Consider the following 17,957-nt stretch of genomic DNA (forward strand, 5'->3'; position numbering starts at 1 on the left):
TTAGCCCTGACCGCGGGCCGAGCCTACCGCATCGCGGCCGAACTGCATGATCAGTTCACCAATCTCGCGCGCCTGCGCCATCGAGCGATTGCCCTGGTCGCGCATGAATTCGCTCTGGATGCGCATCACGTCGCTGATGTCCTTGGCACCAGCGGCGGCGCGCATGGCGGCGAATGCTTCGCGCGTATTCGACTCGGCCTGGTCGAGCATCTTCAGACCGATGGTGGAGCCGCCCTCGGCCATCTTCTGACCCGATGCCTTCATCGCATCGCCCGCGCCTTTCATCTGGTCCGAAAAGTTGCGCATGCCCGATGCCATGTCGCCACCAATCGCGCCGGCGCCGCCGGTGTTTCCCGCTTCGTTCGTGTCGGCCATAATCTGCTCCTCTCCCGTATTATCCTGCATCAACCCGCAGCGACGCTACGGGTTGCGCGGTGTTTAAAGGGAATCGAGGTAGCGCGTGAGGAAGCTTTTGCCACGATCGGTCAGGGCCAGTTCGTCCCCGACCGGCTGCGTCAGGCCGCGCGTTTCCAGCACGGTCATCCAGCGCCCCGCCAGCGATCCGCTGATCCCGGCCGTCTCTGCCAGAGCCGTAGCCTTTTCCCGCCCGCCCGCGACGTAGAGCGCGAGCAACAGGTCCCATGCCGGGTCGGCGAACAGCTCGGCCAGTTCCCCGGCGATCGCGGCCCGGTGCCGCCGGTGGTCGAGCAGCGTCTGCGCACGCTCCATCAGGCTCGGGCGTCGGGGTCCACGCGGGACCGGCACCCCGGTATCATGCCCGGATACCGCCCGCACCCGGGTCTGGAGATCAGTCAGGGTCGCCGTAAACCGTTCGAATTCGTCGCGGTCCTTGGCGGACCAGCGGTACAGGCACAGGGTCATCGTCGCGCCTCCACGGGCCAGGACCAGTCGGGATCGCTGCCTTGTTGAACGATGCGGTTGCGGTGGCGCATGACGCCGGCCGCCAGGATGATGAGCATCGGATAGGCCAGCTTGCCCCCCGCCCCGGCATACATCCACGGCATCAGGTCGGCATCCAGCGCCTTCACCCCGTGGATACCGATGGCGAGCAGGTGAATGGCGGACAGCCAAAGCGGCCAGAAGCGATTGGCGACAAGCGCCACCGCCACCAGCCCCCCCATCAGGCCGAGATCGATGATCAGGCCAACCACCTCCAGCGCATGAAAGCTGCGCGCGTCGAACGGCAGCGCCAGCGTGGCGAAGGATGCGACCAGCAACATCACCGCCACCGCGCGTTCCGGTTTGCCACCAGCGACCAGCGCATAGATGCAGACCAGCGCCTGAAAGGCATGAAAGACATAGATATGGATCACGGCATGCCCCGCCGGCCATGGGTCGATCGGGGCATGCCGCGCATGCGTCAGGCCGCGACGCGAAGGTGGCCGGTATCGGCCCCCATCTTCGCCGATGCGCCGGGCATGAAATCGGGCTTGGGGCGGGTGTCGCCGTAATCGGCATCGTACCCGATCGTCCGGCCGACCTTTTCCAGGACGCGGTGGCCCTGCACGGTGTGGCCGCGTGCGGCACCGATCGCCATCATCGCCTGACTGACCAGTTCGAACGCCTGCTGACCGGCGATCGCGGGCAGTCGCGCCGCCGTCCGGGCGCGTGGCAGGGCCGCCGCCAGTTCGCCGCTGGTCGCGAAGGCCGCGTCCAGCTGCTCTTCCAGCTTCCACAAAAGGTGCGTGACGTCGACCGCCGCCGCATGCTCGTTATTCATCGCGCCATCTCCCCTGCGTCGGCCTCGCCGTACGCCACCCGTTGCTACCGGGCATGGCTCGCCACCGCGTCGATCACCCGCGTCATCACGTCGAGGCCCGTCGCCAGCATGCCGAAGCCGATGGCCAGCCCGACCGCGATGGTGGGTATCCAGAGCAGTCGTTCGACCAGCCCCATATCGTTGCGATGCTGTCCACGCCGCCGGATCGGGAGATTCAAACGGGGCAGTGCCGAAGCATGGCCTGCCGACACCACCCCGCCGACCGTACTCCCATCCGGTGCCGATGGGATTGGCATGACTTCCGGCGGCGCGACCAGCCGCGCAGAATCAGGCATGACTTTATCGGGGTATGCATTCTGTTCATTTTCAATGTCTTGGTCGACGGATGCTTCATGCTCGGCGAGCATCAGCGCAGCGTCGCGGCGATTGCGCGCGCCGAGCAGGCGCACCGCCTCCGTCAGATATCCGTCCACGGTAGACTTGCCGAGGCCGAGCTCGGCCGCGATCTCCTTGGAGCCCTTCAGTTCACGGACGCCGCGCAGGCATTCGCGATGCCGGCGGGTCAGAAGGTTGAAACGTTCGGGTGTCATGGTCCCCATCCCGGCGCACCGTCCCGGCCGCCTTCGCCCCGCCCTAGCCGCAAGGACGGGTCTTTTCCAACCCGCACACCCGCCGCCGAACATGGTTGCACCGAAACGGAGCGAATTGGCGGATGCCGGAGCTCAACCGGGGGGCAGGGTGACGGAGACCTCCTCGATCTCGTCCAGCGCCTCCAGCAGATCGGCAAAGGCGTGATCGTCCTCGACCGAGAAAGACCGGCGAAAGCCCGAGCCCAGCACGTCGAGGTCACGCTGCGTCAACAGCCCGATGGCGACGATCCGGTCCGGCCCTGTTTGCGGGTTGCGGGAGGCCGTCACGATGCGACCTGGCTTGCCGAACCGAACGGATCGGCATCGCCGCCCGACACGCGCCCCGCGCCCGGTGGTGCCGGCGCGTGCCATGCCGACACGCTGAGAGGATTGGTGCCCGATACCGTATACTCGCCGATCAGCACCCCTGCGGTGACGCTTGCCAGCGCACCGGCCAGACCGGAGAGAATCAGCATGGGCATGGCCGAAGGCTTGCTCATCGTCGATGCTCCCGTAGTGCGCGGTCCAACCACCGATGGGGGCGGCCTGTTCCCCACCTTTTCGGGTTCCTTCCACTTACCCGCCCGCGGCCCTTCCCCCCGGCCCCACCCCTTGCTAAGGGCCTCTGGCAACCGGTTTCATAGCCCGGCGCGCTTGCGCGGCCTTCTCCCGCCGCGTCCCCCGAGCCGCCGGCTTACCTTGAAGGGACGCGCATGACTGCCATCGGCCAGGACAGCCTGAAGACCCGCACGACGCTCGACGTCGCGGGCAAGACCTATGACTATTACAGCCTTGCCAAGGCTGCCGAACAGCTCGGCGACATCAGCCGCCTGCCCTTCTCGATGAAGGTGCTGCTGGAAAACCTCCTGCGCTTCGAGGATGGCAAGACTGTCACGCGCGAGGATATCCAGGCGATCGTCGACTGGCAGAAGACGCAGCGGTCGGACCGCGAGATCCAGTATCGCCCGGCCCGCGTGCTGATGCAGGACTTCACCGGGGTTCCCTGCGTGGTCGACCTCGCCGCGATGCGCGATGCGATCACCAAGCTGGGCGGCGACCCGGCCAAGATCAATCCGCAGGTCCCCGTCCACCTCGTCATCGACCACTCGGTGATGGTGGACGAGTTCGGCACGCCGCAGGCGTTCGAAGAGAATGTCGACCTGGAATATCAGCGCAACATGGAGCGTTACGAGTTCCTGAAGTGGGGCTCCAAGGCGCTCGACAATTTCTCGGTGGTGCCGCCGGGCACGGGCATCTGCCACCAGGTGAACCTGGAATATATCGGTCAGGCGATCTGGTCCTCGACCGAGTCCGGCGAGAACGCGACCGGCACCGCCGCGATCGCCTATCCGGACACGCTGGTCGGCACCGACAGCCACACCACGATGATCAACGGCCTGGGCGTGCTCGGCTGGGGCGTCGGCGGTATCGAGGCGGAGGCCGCGATGCTCGGCCAGCCGGTGTCGATGCTGATCCCCGAGGTCGTCGGCTTCAAGCTGACCGGCGCGCTGCAGGAAGGCATTACCGCCACCGACCTGGTGCTGACCATCACCCAGATGCTGCGCGCCAAGGGCGTGGTCGGCCGCTTCGTCGAGTTCTACGGTCCGGGCCTGTCGTCGATGACGCTCGCCGACCGCGCGACGATCGCCAACATGGCGCCCGAATATGGCGCGACCTGCGGCTTCTTCCCCGTCGACGACAAGACGCTCGACTATATGCGCCTCACCGCGCGTTCGGACGAGAACATCGCGCTGGTCGAGGCCTATGCGAAGGCCAACGGCTTCTGGCGCCATGACGATGCGGCGGACCCCGTGTTCACCGACACGCTGGAACTGGACATGTCGACGGTCGTGCCGTCGCTCGCCGGTCCGAAGCGCCCGCAGGACAAGGTCGCGCTGACCAAGGTGGACGAGGTCTTCAACGGCGACCTGTTCAAGATCTATCACAAGGAGCGCCCCGAGCGCGTCGACGTGGCCGAGCGCGGCCATGACATCGGCGACGGCGACGTGGTGATCGCCGCGATCACCAGCTGCACCAACACCTCGAACCCGTCGGTGCTGGTCGCCGCCGGCCTCGTCGCGCGCAAGGCGAACGCGCTCGGCCTGAAGCCGAAGCCTTGGGTGAAGACCTCGCTGGCCCCCGGTTCGCAGGTCGTCACCGACTATCTTAACAAGGCCGGCCTGACCGCCGACCTCGATGCGATCGGCTTCAATCTCGTCGGCTATGGCTGCACCACCTGCATCGGCAATTCCGGGCCGCTGCCGGGTCCGATCTCGACCGCGATCAACGACCATGATCTGGTCGCCGCCTCGGTCCTGTCGGGCAACCGCAATTTCGAGGGCCGCGTATCTCCCGACGTGCGCGCCAACTTCCTCGCCTCGCCGCCGCTCGTCGTGGCCTATGCGCTGAAGGGTACCGTCACGCAGGACATGCGCGACACGCCCATCGGCCAGGGCAAGGACGGCCAGGACGTCTATCTCAAGGACATCTGGCCCTCGAACGAGGAAGTCCGCACCCTGATGGATGCGAACATCGACGACGAGATGTTCCGTTCGCGCTACGGCAACGTCTATGCCGGCGATGCCCGGTGGTCGGCGATCGACGTCACCGGCTCGGACACCTATAGCTGGCCCGCCGCGTCGACCTATGTCGCCAACCCGCCCTATTTCGAGGGCATGGAGATGACGCCGAAGCCGACCACCGACATCATCGAGGCCAAGCCGCTGGCCATCCTGGGCGATTCGATCACCACCGACCACATCAGCCCGGCCGGCTCGATCAAGGCGGACAGCCCGGCGGGCAAGTGGCTGATGGAGCGCCAGGTTTCGAAGAAGGACTTCAACAGCTACGGCGCGCGCCGCGGCAACGACCATGTCATGGTCCGCGGCACCTTCGCCAACATCCGTATCAAGAACGAGATGGTACCGGGCGTCGAGGGCGGCATGACCCAGTATGACGGCGAGGTCATGCCGATCTACGACGCGGCGATGCGTCACAAGGCGGACGGCACGCCGCTCGTCGTCGTCGCGGGCAAGGAATATGGCACCGGCTCGTCGCGCGACTGGGCGGCCAAGGGCACCAACCTGCTGGGCGTGCGCGCGGTCATCGCCGAGAGCTTCGAGCGCATCCACCGCTCGAACCTCGTCGGCATGGGCGTGCTGCCGCTCCAGTTCGCCGAGGGCGTGACCCGCCAGACGCTGAAGCTGGACGGCACCGAGACGTTCACCATCCAGAACGTCGCCGGCCTGCGTCCCCGCCAGGAGGTCGAGGTGATGCTGGTCCGTGCGGACGGCACCTCCGAGACGTTCCAGACCCGCTGCCGGATCGATACCGTCAACGAGCTGGAATATTTCCTGAACGGCGGCATCCTCCAATACGTGCTGCGCAAGCTCGCCGCATAATCCCGGCGGCGTCAGCCGAACCGCAAAAGGCCCGTCCTCCGACACACGGAGGGCGGGCCTTTTTCGTGGGTGCTTACCCGATCTTAGCGGCCCGGTGGCAGAAGGCGCCGCATGAGGGCCGCACACCCACATTTTGACCGAGCGATATTGGCGCTGATCGCCTTTGGCCTGTTGCTCCGCCTGTTGTGGCTGACCATCGTTCACGGCGCGCCGTTCGTCGCGCTGTCGGCGGCGGAGGCATGCGATGTGGCGATCGCGTTCGCGCAGACCGGCACGCTTGCCGATGCCTATTTTCCGGGCCAAGGCCCGACCGCGCATCTGATGCCCCTGAATCCGGCCATCGCGGGATGGATGATGGGGTGGCTGGGCACCGCCACCCTCGCCTCCGCCACCGTGCTCACGCTCTGGTCGGTGGGGCAGGTATTCCTCGCCTATCTCGTGCTGTTGTCCGCCTTTGCTCATGCCGGCCTGGAGCGGATCGCGCTTCGTGGCGGTGCGGCGATCCTGTTGCTGCTACCTGTCTTCGTGCCGCAGGAGGTGATCGATTTCCGCTACTGGGAGGGCGGCACGGCGCTGTTGCTGGCCGCATGCCATCTCCGGTGGATGATGATCGCGCAGCGGGGCGCCCCGCCCGCCATGGTCGGTCTGCTGGCGGTCGCGTTCACCGGCGCGCTGCTGACCTTTGTCGCGCCACCCGTCGGGATTGCCGTAGCGGTCGCCTGGGGGTGGACCGCGTGGCGGCATCTGGCGATCCGCTCGACGATGATCGTCCTCGCCATCGGCCTCGCGGCATTTTCGGCGATGTCGCTGGCCTGGGCGGTGCGCAACGAAGCGGCCATCGGCGTCGCGCTGCCGTCGCGCAGCAATCTGGGTGTCGAACTTGCCATGGCGAACTACCCCCAGGCGCTGGACGCCACGGCGCCGGAAGACCGCTTCAACGCGCGCTTGTTTGCGGTCCATCCCGCCGCCAGCCGCCGGGCACAGGCGGCGGTACGCTCCTATGGCGAACGGGCCTATGCGCTCGCTCTGCAACGCGTGACGCTGACGTGGATGGTGCGGCACCCGTGGGCGATGACGCGTCTCTATGTCCGCCATCTCGTCGAGTTTCTCGCCCCGCAGCCGTGGCAGTTCTACTTCACGGGATGGCAGGGCATGCGCGCCGCGCGTTCGCTGATCGCCTGTACCGTGTCGATGTTGGGGCTGGCGGGATTGATCGTCGGACTTTGGCGCGGGCAGCGTGCATTCGCGCCGGTTGCCCTCTATGTGGCCGCCCTGGCGCTGCAATTCGCCATGTTCCAGCCGATGCCGCGCTACAGCTTCCTGATCTATCCCGTGCTGGCTTGGCCCGCGGCATGGCTAGTCGCGCAGTGGCGGGCGGGGACCATCAGACACCCGCGACTGCCGCGCACCACGATCAGACCGTGAAGCTCTCCCCGCACCCGCACGCGCCCTTGGCGTTGGGGTTCTGGAAGACGAAGCCGGCGGTAAAATCGTCCTCCACCCAATCCATCGTCGATCCGATCAGGTACAGGATCGATCCGCCATCCACGAACAGCGTGCCGCCGGGCGTATCGATGCGCTCGTCGAACGGCTTGGCTTCGCTCACATAATCCACCGAATAGGCAAGACCCGAGCAGCCGCGCCGTGGTGTCGACAGCTTCACGCCGACCGATCCCTCGGGCGCCCGCCCCATCAGGTCCGCGATCCGCGCCAGCGCGGACGGGGTCAGGTTCAACGCCGCGGGCCGCGGACGCAAGGTGGTGGTAGTGGCCGTCATCATATCATCTCCTCTCCTCCCGCCGCGCGGGAGGAGCGCCCATCACAGCATGCCGAGTTCCAGCTTGGCATCGTCGGACATCTTCTGCGGGTCCCATGGCGGATCCCAGATCAGGTTCACGTCCGCGGTCGCGATCCCCGGCACGGCTGACACGCGCAATTCCACCTCGCCCGGCATCGATTCGGCCACCGGGCAATGCGGCGTGGTCAGCGTCATCATCACCACGGCATGGCCGTCCGCGCTGATCTCGACGCCGTAGATCAGACCCAGGTCATAGATGTTGACCGGAATCTCGGGGTCGAAAATATCCTTCAGCGCGTCGATCACCGCTTCATACAGCGCGCCGCCCGGTTCGTGCGGCGCATCGCCCACCGGCTTCTGCGTCAGGAACCCGTCGAGATAATCCCGCCGGCGCTCGCCGCCTGCATCCGCTTCCTGTGCGTCGCCCACCCGCGCCTTGGCCGGCTGCGGCACGCTGTCCACCTGTTCGACTTCGTAGCTCATCCGAATATCCTCGTGACGCGCGCGATGCCGGCGACCAGCGCGTCGACATCCTGCGGCCCGTTATACACGCCGAAACTCGCCCGCGCGGTGGCGGGCACGCCCATCGCCTCCATCAGTGGCTGCGCGCAGTGATGCCCCGCGCGGATCGCCACCCGGCCCTCGTCCAATATGGTGCCGATATCGTGGGGATGAACCCCCTCGATGGTGAAGCTGACGATGCCCGCCGAATCCGCCGGCCCCAGCACGCGCACGCTGTTGATGCCCGAAAGCGCTTCGCGCGTCGCGCGCACCAGTGCGGTCTCGTGCGCATGGATACGCTCAAGCCCCAGCCCCTCGACATAGTCGATCGCGGCATGCAGCCCCAGCGCACCGACGATGTGCGGCGTCCCCGCCTCGAACCGGCCGGGCGCGGGCGCATAGGTGGTCTGCGCAAAGCTTACCCGGTCGATCATCGACCCGCCACCCTGATAGGGCGGCATCGCGTCCAGCAGCTCGGGCTTGCCCCACAACACGCCGATCCCGGTCGGGCCGTACAGCTTGTGCGCGGAAAAGACGTAGAAGTCGCACCCGATCTCGCTCACGTCGACCGCGATCCGCGGCACCGCCTGACACCCGTCGATCAGGATCTTCGCGCCCACGCCGTGCGCCAGTTCGGTGGCACGCCGCGCGTCCAGCACCGATCCCAGCACGTTGGAGACATGCGCCAGCGCCACCAGCTTGTGCCGGGGGGTCAGCATCGCCGCCATCGCGTCCAGGTCGATGCGGTGATCCTCGGTCAGCGGCACCACGTCGATCGCCGCACCGACGCGCTCGGCGACCATCTGCCATGGCACGATGTTGGAATGATGCTCCAGCATCGACAGCATGATGCGGTCGCCCGCCTTCAACTGCACGCCCGCCCAGCACTGCGCGACCAGGTTGATCCCCTCGGTCGCGCCGCGGGTAAAGACGATCTCGGCATCCGAACCGGCGTTGATGAACGCCGCCACCCGCCGCCGCGCCGCCTCATACGCCACCGTCATGTCCGCCGAACGCTGGTACACGCCCCGGTGCACGGTCGCATAGGTGGTGTCATAGGCGCGGGTGATCGCATCCACCACGACCTGCGGCTTTTGCGAGGTCGCCGCGGTATCCAGATACGCCCAGCCGGATGGAATGGCCGGGAAATCGGCCAGCGTATCGAGCGGCTGCTCGCGGGCGATGGTGGCGGCGTCCACCATGCTCACAGGGCCCCTTCCAGCCAGGCGTCGGCATCCGCCTCGAACGCCGCGCGCACCGCCTCGTTGCCGATCCGCTCCAGCGCATCCGCCACGAAGGCGCGCGTCAGCAGCGCCTGCGCGCGGGCCTTGGGAATGCCACGGCTCTGCATGTAGAACAGCGCCCGCGCATCCAGCTCGCCCACGGTTGCGCCGTGCGCGCACTTCACGTCGTCGGCAAAGATCTCCAGTTCGGGCTTCAGGTTCACCGTCGCCGTTCGCTGGAGCAGCAGCCCGCGCAGCGATTGCTCGCCATCCGTCTTCTGGGCATGCCGCGCCACCTCGACCGCCGCCGCCAGGCTGGCCGCGCTGGTATCGGCCGCCACCGCACGCCACAATTGGTGCGACTGGCCGTTGGGGGCGGCATGGCGCACCCGCACGGCGCATTCCTGCCGCTGGCTGCCACGGGTCAGCAGCGCGCCGCCGAACTCGGCAAAGCCGCCATCGCCCGCCAGCACGATGCCGGCATCGATCCGCGACCCGGCATCGCCCGCGCCCAAATGCGTCGCAACGATGCTCGCACCCTCGCCCAATTCCGCCTCGGTGCGCATCGATACGAACCCGGCGTCCTGCACCAGCCGCACCGCATGCATCAGCCGCGCCGCAGCGCCCAGCCGCACCCGCGTCAGCCGGTTGGTCCAGCCCCGCCCGACATAGGTTTCCACCACCTGCGCCGCCGCATCCGGGCCCAGCACGATTTCGGCGGGCAGGTGATTGGCGGCACCCGTCGCGACATGGACGATCTGCACCGGCCAGGCGACCGCATCCTCGTCCAGCCTCAGCGACCAGCCCTGCCCCAGCGCATGGCGCCCGAGCGGATGATCCCCCGCCTCGACGGTGCCCAGCGTCACCCGGTGCAGGTCGCTCGCGCCCTCGTCCAGCACGCCGTCCACGAACAGCAGCCGTGCGCCGGGCAGGTCCAGGAAGTGTCGCGCACCGTCCTCGGCAGGTCCGCGCGCGCTCTCCGCCGCCGCCTTCAACGCGGCGAGATCGGCCCAGCGCCACGCTTCGTCACGCGTCGAGGGAAGTTCCAGCGTTTCGCTCATGCGGCGACCCCGGCGTAACCCTCGCGCTCCAGTTCCAGCGCCAGTTCCGCGCCGCCCGACCGGACGATGCGGCCATCGGCCAGCACATGCACCTTGTCCGGGTTCACATAATCCAGCAGCCGCTGATAATGCGTGATCAGCAGCACCGCCTTGTCGGCCTTGCGCATGATGCGGTTGATGCCGTCGCCCACGATGCGCAGCGCATCGATGTCCAGCCCGCTGTCGGTTTCGTCCAGGATCGCGAACTTGGGGTCGATGATGCCCATCTGCACCATCTCGTTGCGCTTCTTCTCACCGCCGGAAAAGCCGACATTGACCGGCCGCTTCAGCATCTCCTGGTCCAGCCCCAGCCCGTCGGCCTGCGTGCGGGCCAGCTTCAAGAACTCGGCACCCGACAGCGGCTTTTCGCCCCGGCTGCCGCGCTGCGCGTTCAGGCTTTCGCGCAGGAACTGCACGTTCGACACGCCCGGAATCTCGACCGGATACTGGAAACCCAGGAACATCCCCGCGGCGGCACGCTCATGCGGCTCCAGCGCCAACAGGTCCTGCCCGTCGAACGTCACCGATCCCGCCGTCACCTCATAGCCCGGGCGCCCGCCCAGCACATAGCCAAGCGTCGACTTGCCCGCCCCGTTCGGCCCCATGATCGCATGGATCTCACCCGCCCCCACTTCCAGCGACAGGCCCTTGAGGATCGGCTTGCCGTCGATCTCGGCATGGAGGTTTTCAATCTTGAGCATCGTGTTCCTCAACGGCCCCGCGGGGCATCTTCATCTCTGAACCTCCCCGACAGCACGGGGAGCGAATACGCGTCAGCGGATCAGCCGACCGAGCCTTCCAGCGAAATCCCCAGCAGCTTCTGCGCCTCGACCGCGAATTCCATCGGTAGTTGCTGCAACACCTCGCGCGCAAAGCCGTTGACGATCAGCGCGACCGCGGCCTCCTGGTCCAGCCCGCGCGACATGGCGTAGAACAGCTGGTCCTCGCTGATCTTCGACGTCGTCGCCTCATGCTCGATCTGCGCGCTGGGGTTCTTCACCTCGATATAGGGCACGGTGTGCGCCCCGCACTGATCGCCCAGCAACAGGCTGTCGCACTGGGTGAAGTTGCGGACATTCTCCGCAGTCGGCGTCACGCGCACCAGCCCGCGATAGGTATTGTCCGAACGCCCGGCCGAGATGCCCTTGGACACGATGGTCGAGCGGGTATTCTTGCCCAGATGGATCATCTTGGTGCCGGTATCGGCCTGCTGGCGATTATTGGTGACCGCGACCGAGTAGAACTCGCCCACCGATCCGTCGCCCGCCAGCACGCAGGACGGGTATTTCCACGTGATCGCCGATCCCGTCTCGACCTGCGTCCAGCTTACCTTGCTGTTCCGCCCCTGGCACAGCGCGCGCTTGGTGACGAAGTTGTAGATGCCGCCGACGCCGTTCTCGTCGCCCGGATACCAGTTCTGGACGGTCGAATATTTGATCTCGGCATCGTCCAGCGCGACCAGTTCGACCACGGCTGCGTGCAGCTGGTTCTCGTCGCGCATCGGCGCGGTGCAACCCTCGAGGTAGGACACATAGGCGCCCTTGTCGGCCACGATCAGCGTGCGCTCGAACTGCCCGGTATTCTCCGCATTGATGCGGAAATAGGTCGACAATTCCATCGGACAGCGCACCCCCTCGGGCACGTACACGAACGTCCCGTCGGAGAAGACCGCCGAGTTGAGCGTCGCGAAATAGTTGTCGCGCTGCGGCACCACCTTGCCCAGCCACTTGCGAACCAGGTCGGGATATTCGCGCACCGCCTCGGAGATCGAACGGAAGATGACGCCTGCCGCTTCCAGCTCGGCCCGGAACGTCGTCGCCACCGACACCGAATCGAACACCGCGTCCACCGCCACCTTGCGCGCCCCCTCGACGCCGGCGAGCACCTTCTGCTCCTCGATCGGAATGCCCAGCTTTTCATAGGTCCGCCGGATCTCGGGATCAAGCTCGTCAAGCGAGGCGATCGTCGCCTTCGCCTTGGGCTCGGCGTAGTAATACGCGTCCTGATAATCGATCGGCGGCACGTTCAGCTTGGCCCAGTCGGGCGCCTCCATCGTCTGCCACAGGCGGAACGCCTTCAACCGCCAGTCGAGCATCCATTCGGGCTCGCCCTTCTTGGCGGAGATATAGCGAACCGTGTCCTCGCTCAGCCCCTTGGGCGCGAAGTCCTGCTCGATATCGGTGGCAAAGCCCCACTCATACTTCTTCGATACGGCCGCATGGGCCTCGGCATTCTTCGTCGCCATTATGCCATCACCCCCGCGCCATCATGCGCGCTTGCTGAATCCTGCCGAACCGCCTCCGGCCCGCTTGCCAGCGTCGCCAGCGTGATACCCGCCAGCGCGCCCCTGACCGCATGGTTCACCGCGTTCCAGTGCGGCTTCATGCGGCAATCCTTCTCGATCGCGCAGTCATGCGCGCCCGCCTCGACGCACGCCGTCATCGCGATCGGCCCTTCGACCGCCTCGACGATATCGGCAAGACTGATCGCCTCCGCCTCGCGCGCCAGCCGAAAGCCGCCGCCGGTGCCACGCGCGCTCTCGATCAGGCCCGCCGCCGACAGCCGGCTGACCAGCTTCTGCGCGGTGGGCAGCGGCACCCCCGTTTCGCCTGCCAATACGGTCGCGGTCAGCCGCACCGCGCCGCCATCCAGGCGCGCGGCACTCGACATCATCACGACCGCATAGTCGGCAAGGCTGGAGAGGCGCATCTATTCCAATCGGACCGTTTCGTTCCGATTGGGCAGATGGCTATGGGGACGGGATTCGTCAACCGCAAATCGGGCCGCTGCGGCACCAAGCGTTGCGATCAGAGTAAGCGGCTTTGCGCATGTGCCCCCGACGCGCTAACGCCGCCGCCATGGCCTTCTACCACCCCCTCCTGTTCGCCATGGATGCCGAGCGCGCGCACGGCCTGACGATCGCGATGCTGTCGCGCTGGGGGCGGTGGGCGCCCCGCTGGCGGTCGATCCGCGCCGCTTCCCCCGGCTCGCCACCCGCGTCGCCGGCCTCGACTTTCCCAATCCGGTCGGTCTCGCCGCCGGCGTCGACAAGGACGGACAGGCGATCACCGGCTTTTCCGGCCTCGGCTTCGGCAGCGTCGAGATCGGCACCCTCACGCCCAAGCCACAGCCCGGCAACCCCAGACCCCGCCTGTTCCGGCTGGTCGAGGACAAGGGCGTGGTGAACCGCTACGGCTTCAACAATGGCGGCCTCGACGCCGGCCTTGCCCGCGCGCGCACCGCGAAGCGTACCGCCACGCTCGGCATCAATGTCGGCGCCAACAAGGACGCCGCCGACCGCATCGCCGACTATACGCACGGCGTGCGCGCCGCCGCCCCCGTCGCCGATTACGTCACCATCAACATCTCCAGTCCCAACACGCCCGGCCTGCGCGATCTGCAGCACGGCGCCGCCCTTGCCGAACTGCTCGCCGCCTCCCGCGCCGCGGCGGGCAGCACGCCCCTGTTCCTGAAGGCCGCCCCCGACCTCGATACGGCACAGATCGACGACATCGCCCGCGCCGCGATCGACCACCGGCTGGATGCGATCATCATCGGCAACACCACGATCACCCGCCCCGGCCTTGCCTCCTCCAATGCCGCCGAGACCGGCGGCCTGTCCGGCGCGCCGCTGGCTCCGCTTGCCCGCGAGAAGCTTGCCGCCTTCCGCAGCGCCACGGGCGCGCAGATCGCGCTGATCGCGGCCGGCGGCATCGGCTCGGCCGAAGAGGCCTATGCCCGCATCCGCGCCGGGGCCAGCCTCGTCCAGCTCTACTCCGCGCTGGTCTATGAAGGCCCCGGCCTGCCCGGCCGCATGTTGGAAGGGCTCGATGCCCTGCTGGCGCGCGACGGCTTCGCCAGCGTGGCGGAGGCGGTGAACGCCTGACGTTACGACTTGGCGCAGGCAACCCGCGCCGGTAGGTTCGCGCGCGATGAAGACCCTGCTGCTCGCCGCCGCCGCGCTCGCCCTGCCCGCCACCGCATCCGCCCGCACCACCACCAGACCCGTTACAAAGAGCCCCGTTACCCAAGGGATGGTCAGCGCCGCCGACCCCCGCGCCGCGCAGGCCGGGGTCGACATGCTGCGCATGGGCGGCACCGCCACCGACGCCGCGATCGCCACCATGCTGGTGCTGAACGTGGTGGAGCCGCAGAATTCCGGCATCGGCGGCGGCAGCTTCTGGGTGTCCCACGCCGCCCGCACGGCCCGGCTCTCCACCATCGACGCGCGTGAGGCCGCGCCCGCCGCCGCCGACCCGCGCTGGTTCTTCGCACCCGACGGCACGCCCCTGTCGCATGGCGATGCCGTGCCCGGCGGCCGCAGCGTCGGCGTGCCCGGCGCGCTGCGCGGCATGGCGCTCGCCCATCGCCAGTCGGGCAGGCTGCCCTGGAAGACGCTGTTCGGCCCCGCCATCCGCCTCGCCCGCGACGGCTTCACGGTCAGCGAGCGGCTGTACGGCGGCCTGATCCGCTTCGGTGCCCATGTCGATGCCGCCACCCGCGCGCGCTTCTCGGGGTCCGACGGCAAGCCGCTTCCCGTCGGCGCCACCGTCCGCGTCCCCGATCAGGCCGCACTCTTCGAACGCATCGCCGCGCAAGGGCCCGACAGCTTCTATGTCGGCCCGCAGGCGCAAAAGATCGTCACCACCGTCAACACCGCCGCGCGCAATCCGTCGAGGATGACCACCGGCGACCTCGCCACCTATGACGCCAAGTCGCGCCCGCCCGTCTGCGGCACCTACCGCGCCTACCGTATCTGCGGCATGGGGCCGCCATCGGCCGGCGGCGTCACCGTGCTGATGATCCTGAAGCAGCTCGAACGCTTCGACATGGGCAGGCTCGGCCCCGCCTCCGCCACCGCCTGGCACCTGTTCGCCGAATCCTCGCGCCTCGCCTATGCCGATCGCGACATGTACCTCGCCGATCCCGATTATGTGCAGGTGCCGGTCAGGGGGCTGACCGATCCGACCTATCTGGCCACCCGCTCCGCCCTCATCGCGCCGGACCGCACCATGGCGAGCGTCTCGCCGGGCACGCCGCCGGGCGCCCCGCCGCGCGTCCGCGCGCCCGTCAGCGAGGTACCCGGCACCTCCGACCTTGCCGCCGTCGATGCCGCCGGCAACGCGGTACAGGTGACCACCACGATCGAGGGCTATTTCGGCTCCGGCCTGTCCGTCGACGGCACCTCGCTCAACAACGAGCTGACCGATTTCGACATCGTGCCCGTCAGGGACGGCCGCCTCGTCGCCAACCGGGTGGAGGGCGGCAAGCGCCCGCGCAGTTCGATGTCGCCGACCATCGTCTACGACCCGCAGGGCAAGGTCCGCCTCGCGGTCGGGGCCGCCGGCGGATCGACCATCATCGCGCAGGTCGCCAAGGCGATCATCGGCGTCATCGACTGGAAACTCAGCGCGCAGGATGCGATCGGCCTCGGCCTCGTCTACGCCCCCGGTCAGGTCGCGACGGTCGAGAAGGGCACCACCCTCGAACCCCTCGTCCCCCAGCTTCAGGCCTTGGGCGAACAGGTGCGCGTCGCACCGCTCGGCCTGAAGGCCAACGCCATCGAGCGGGTGGACGGCCGCTGGGTCGGCGCCGCCGATCCGCGCAGCGAGGGCGTGGCGATCGATGTCGCCGGCAACGTCACCCGCATCCGCCGTCAGGGCTCGATCTTCGACCGCCCGGCGGAATAAGCAACGAAAACAGAACCCCGTGCGTCGCACCGACGATGATGCGGGCGATCAGGAGAGGCCGATGCGAACGCTGGAACATTTCCCCAACCTCGTCACCATGTTCTTCACCCGCGCCGCGGAGAAGGGCGACGCGCCCTTTCTGTCGCGCAAGCAGAACGGCGCCTGGGTCTCGATCAGCTGGGCGGACGCTGCGCGCGCCGTGGCCAGCCTCGCCAACGCGCTGACCGATATCGGGCTGCAACGTGGCGACCGGGTGATGCTGGTCAGCGAGAACCGGCCGGAATGGTGCATCGCCGACCTCGCGATCATGGCCGCCGGCTGCGTGACCGTGCCGACCTACACCACCAATACCGAGCGCGACCATGCGCACATCATCGAGAATTCGGGCGCCCGCGCGGTCATCGTCTCGACGCAGAAGCTCGCCAACACGCTGATGCCCGCCGTTCTGCGCTCCACCCATCTCGAAAAGGTGATCGGGATCGAGTCGCTGCGCCTCGGGCAAAGCCAGATCGAATGCTTCCAATATGACGCACTGATCGACAAGCATGCCGCGGACCCCGCCACGGTGGCCGCGCGCGCCGATTTCGTGCGCGGCGATCTGGCGTGCATCATCTACACCTCGGGCACCGGCGGCGCGCCGCGCGGGGTGATGCAGCATCACGGCGCGATCCTTCACAACGTCAACGGCTGCGTGCGCATCATCGCCGAGGATTTCTCCTGGGACGACGAGGAGGTGTTCCTGTCCTTCCTGCCCCCCAGCCACGCCTATGAGCATACCGGCGGCCAGTTTCTGCCCATCGGCCTGGGCGGCCACATCTATTATGCCGAAGGCCTCGACAAGCTCGCCGCCAATATCGAGGAGGTGCGCCCGACGATCATGGTCGTCGTGCCCCGCTTGTTCGAGGTGCTGCGCACCCGCATCACCAAGGGTATCGAGAAAAAGGGCGGCCTTGCCGCGCGCCTGCTCGGCCACGCGCTCGATCTCGGTGCGAAATCCTATGACGGCCGCCTGCGCCTCGTCGACCGCCCCCGCCAATTGGCGGTGGGCACGCTGTTCAAACCCAAGATCTCCAAACGCTTCGGCGGCCGGTTGAAGGCGATGGTATCGGGCGGCGCGCCGCTCAACCCGGAAATCGGCATCTTCTTCCACTCGATCGGGCTCACCGTGCTGCAAGGCTATGGCCAGACCGAAGCGGCGCCCGTCATCGCCTGCAACCGCCCGTCCGCGGGCCTGCGCATGGACACGGTCGGCCCGCCGCTCGCCGATACCGAGGTGCGGATCGCCGAGGATGGCGAGATACTGGTGCGCGGCGAACTCGTCATGCACGGCTATTGGCACAACGAGACGGAAACCGACCGCGTGCTGCAGGATGGCTGGCTGCACACCGGCGATATCGGCGAGTTCGACGCGGCCGGTCGCATCAAGATCACCGACCGCAAGAAGGACATCATCATCAACGACAAGGGCGAGAATGTCGCGCCCCAGAAGGTGGAGGGGATGCTGACCCTCCAGCCCGAGATCCTTCAGGCGATGATCGCGGGCGACCGCCGCCCCTATATGGTCGCGCTCATCGTCCCCGATCCCGAATGGACGCAGGAATGGTGCGCGAAGCGCGGCACCGCCTGCCGGGCGGACGCGTTATGGGACGATCTCGACTACCGCGCCGCCCTCACCGCCGCGGTCGACCGGGTAAACCGCGACCTGTCCGTCACCGAGCGCATCCGCCGCTTCATCCTGGCCGACGAACCCTTCGCAATCGAAAACCAGCAGATGACCCCCTCGCTCAAGATTCGCCGCCACATCATCCGCCAGATCTACGGCGAGAAACTGGACGCGCTCTACAAGGGGTGACCACTAACCCCCTCTCCCCTCC

At 67.5% G+C, this 17,957-nt stretch carries 19 protein-coding genes; 5 read left to right on the forward strand and 14 right to left on the reverse strand.

Annotation, left to right across the window (positions count from 1 at the left end):
• The 7 genes from NPJ82_RS13210 to NPJ82_RS13240 form a co-directional block, all read right to left on the reverse strand.
• Positions 1-375 (reverse strand): phasin family protein, encoded by a 375-nt coding sequence (locus tag NPJ82_RS13210; protein ID WP_149680951.1) that lies wholly within the window; start codon positions 373-375, stop codon positions 1-3.
• A 63-nt stretch (positions 376-438) separates the two neighbouring features.
• Positions 439-882 (reverse strand): hypothetical protein, encoded by a 444-nt coding sequence (locus NPJ82_RS13215; protein WP_342657638.1) that lies wholly within the window; start codon positions 880-882, stop codon positions 439-441.
• Entirely contained in the window at positions 879-1,334 is a 456-nt protein-coding gene (locus tag NPJ82_RS13220) for a hypothetical protein (RefSeq protein WP_112381191.1), read from the reverse strand. The genes NPJ82_RS13215 and NPJ82_RS13220 overlap by 4 nt, the downstream gene beginning before the upstream one ends.
• Before the next feature lie 47 nt (positions 1,335-1,381).
• A complete protein-coding gene (locus NPJ82_RS13225) occupies positions 1,382-1,741 on the reverse strand; it encodes a hypothetical protein (protein WP_342657639.1) in 360 nt (119 codons plus the stop codon).
• 44 nt (positions 1,742-1,785) lie between these two features.
• Positions 1,786-2,331, reverse strand: coding sequence for a helix-turn-helix transcriptional regulator (locus NPJ82_RS13230; RefSeq protein ID WP_342657640.1), 546 nt, complete (start codon positions 2,329-2,331; stop codon positions 1,786-1,788).
• Between the two features lie 132 nt (positions 2,332-2,463).
• Positions 2,464-2,658 carry a hypothetical protein gene (locus NPJ82_RS13235; protein ID WP_342657641.1) on the reverse strand — a complete coding sequence of 65 codons (195 nt, stop codon included), beginning with the start codon at positions 2,656-2,658 and terminating at the stop codon, positions 2,464-2,466.
• Entirely contained in the window at positions 2,655-2,870 is a 216-nt protein-coding gene (locus NPJ82_RS13240) for a hypothetical protein (protein WP_112381195.1), read from the reverse strand. The genes NPJ82_RS13235 and NPJ82_RS13240 overlap by 4 nt, the downstream gene beginning before the upstream one ends.
• 213 nt (positions 2,871-3,083) lie before the next feature.
• On the opposite strand from NPJ82_RS13240, the gene acnA reads away from it, so the two are divergent.
• Together acnA and NPJ82_RS13250 are read left to right on the forward strand one after the other, a co-directional pair.
• Positions 3,084-5,771, forward strand: coding sequence for an aconitate hydratase AcnA (acnA, locus tag NPJ82_RS13245; protein ID WP_112381196.1), 2,688 nt, complete (start codon positions 3,084-3,086; stop codon positions 5,769-5,771).
• 147 nt (positions 5,772-5,918) lie between these two features.
• Entirely contained in the window at positions 5,919-7,196 is a 1,278-nt protein-coding gene (locus tag NPJ82_RS13250) for a hypothetical protein (RefSeq protein WP_342657642.1), read from the forward strand.
• Here the strand turns inward: NPJ82_RS13250 and NPJ82_RS13255 are convergent.
• The 7 genes from NPJ82_RS13255 to NPJ82_RS13285 form a co-directional block, all read right to left on the reverse strand.
• The gene (locus NPJ82_RS13255) at positions 7,186-7,548 is read right to left on the reverse strand and encodes an iron-sulfur cluster assembly accessory protein (RefSeq protein ID WP_149681453.1); all 363 of its coding nucleotides are present in this window, start codon (positions 7,546-7,548) and stop codon (positions 7,186-7,188) included. The genes NPJ82_RS13250 and NPJ82_RS13255 overlap by 11 nt on opposite strands.
• A gap of 42 nt (positions 7,549-7,590) precedes the next feature.
• Complete coding sequence (locus NPJ82_RS13260; protein ID WP_342657643.1) at positions 7,591-8,052, reverse strand: SUF system Fe-S cluster assembly protein; 462 nt, start codon at positions 8,050-8,052, stop codon at positions 7,591-7,593.
• Complete coding sequence (locus NPJ82_RS13265; protein ID WP_342657644.1) at positions 8,049-9,272, reverse strand: cysteine desulfurase; 1,224 nt, start codon at positions 9,270-9,272, stop codon at positions 8,049-8,051. Before NPJ82_RS13265 ends, NPJ82_RS13260 begins: the two co-directional genes overlap by 4 nt.
• A gap of 2 nt (positions 9,273-9,274) precedes the next feature.
• Positions 9,275-10,354, reverse strand: coding sequence for a SufD family Fe-S cluster assembly protein (locus NPJ82_RS13270; RefSeq protein WP_342657645.1), 1,080 nt, complete (start codon positions 10,352-10,354; stop codon positions 9,275-9,277).
• Entirely contained in the window at positions 10,351-11,094 is a 744-nt protein-coding gene (gene sufC, locus NPJ82_RS13275; protein WP_267349310.1) for a Fe-S cluster assembly ATPase SufC, read from the reverse strand. Before sufC ends, NPJ82_RS13270 begins: the two co-directional genes overlap by 4 nt.
• A gap of 80 nt (positions 11,095-11,174) precedes the next feature.
• Positions 11,175-12,638, reverse strand: coding sequence for a Fe-S cluster assembly protein SufB (gene sufB, locus NPJ82_RS13280; protein ID WP_342657646.1), 1,464 nt, complete (start codon positions 12,636-12,638; stop codon positions 11,175-11,177).
• Positions 12,638-13,102, reverse strand: a complete 465-nt coding sequence (locus tag NPJ82_RS13285; protein ID WP_112381205.1) for an SUF system Fe-S cluster assembly regulator — start codon at positions 13,100-13,102, stop codon at positions 12,638-12,640. The genes sufB and NPJ82_RS13285 overlap by 1 nt, the downstream gene beginning before the upstream one ends.
• 235 nt (positions 13,103-13,337) lie before the next feature.
• On the opposite strand from NPJ82_RS13285, the gene NPJ82_RS13290 reads away from it, so the two are divergent.
• The 3 genes from NPJ82_RS13290 (at position 13,338) to NPJ82_RS13300 (ending at position 17,935) form a co-directional block, all read left to right on the forward strand.
• Positions 13,338-14,279, forward strand: a complete 942-nt coding sequence (locus NPJ82_RS13290; RefSeq protein WP_342657647.1) for a quinone-dependent dihydroorotate dehydrogenase — start codon at positions 13,338-13,340, stop codon at positions 14,277-14,279.
• A 148-nt stretch (positions 14,280-14,427) separates the two neighbouring features.
• Positions 14,428-16,083, forward strand: a complete 1,656-nt coding sequence (gene ggt / locus NPJ82_RS13295; protein WP_342659021.1) for a gamma-glutamyltransferase — start codon at positions 14,428-14,430, stop codon at positions 16,081-16,083.
• Between the two features lie 61 nt (positions 16,084-16,144).
• On the forward strand, positions 16,145-17,935 hold the full coding sequence (locus NPJ82_RS13300) for a long-chain fatty acid--CoA ligase (RefSeq protein WP_342657648.1): 1,791 nt from the start codon (positions 16,145-16,147) through the stop codon (positions 17,933-17,935).
• The last annotated feature ends 22 nt before the right edge of the window (positions 17,936-17,957 follow it).

This window comes from Sphingomonas sp. NY01 (assembly GCF_038809135.1).
GTDB classification, from domain to species: Bacteria; Pseudomonadota; Alphaproteobacteria; order Sphingomonadales; family Sphingomonadaceae; genus Sphingomonas; species Sphingomonas carotinifaciens.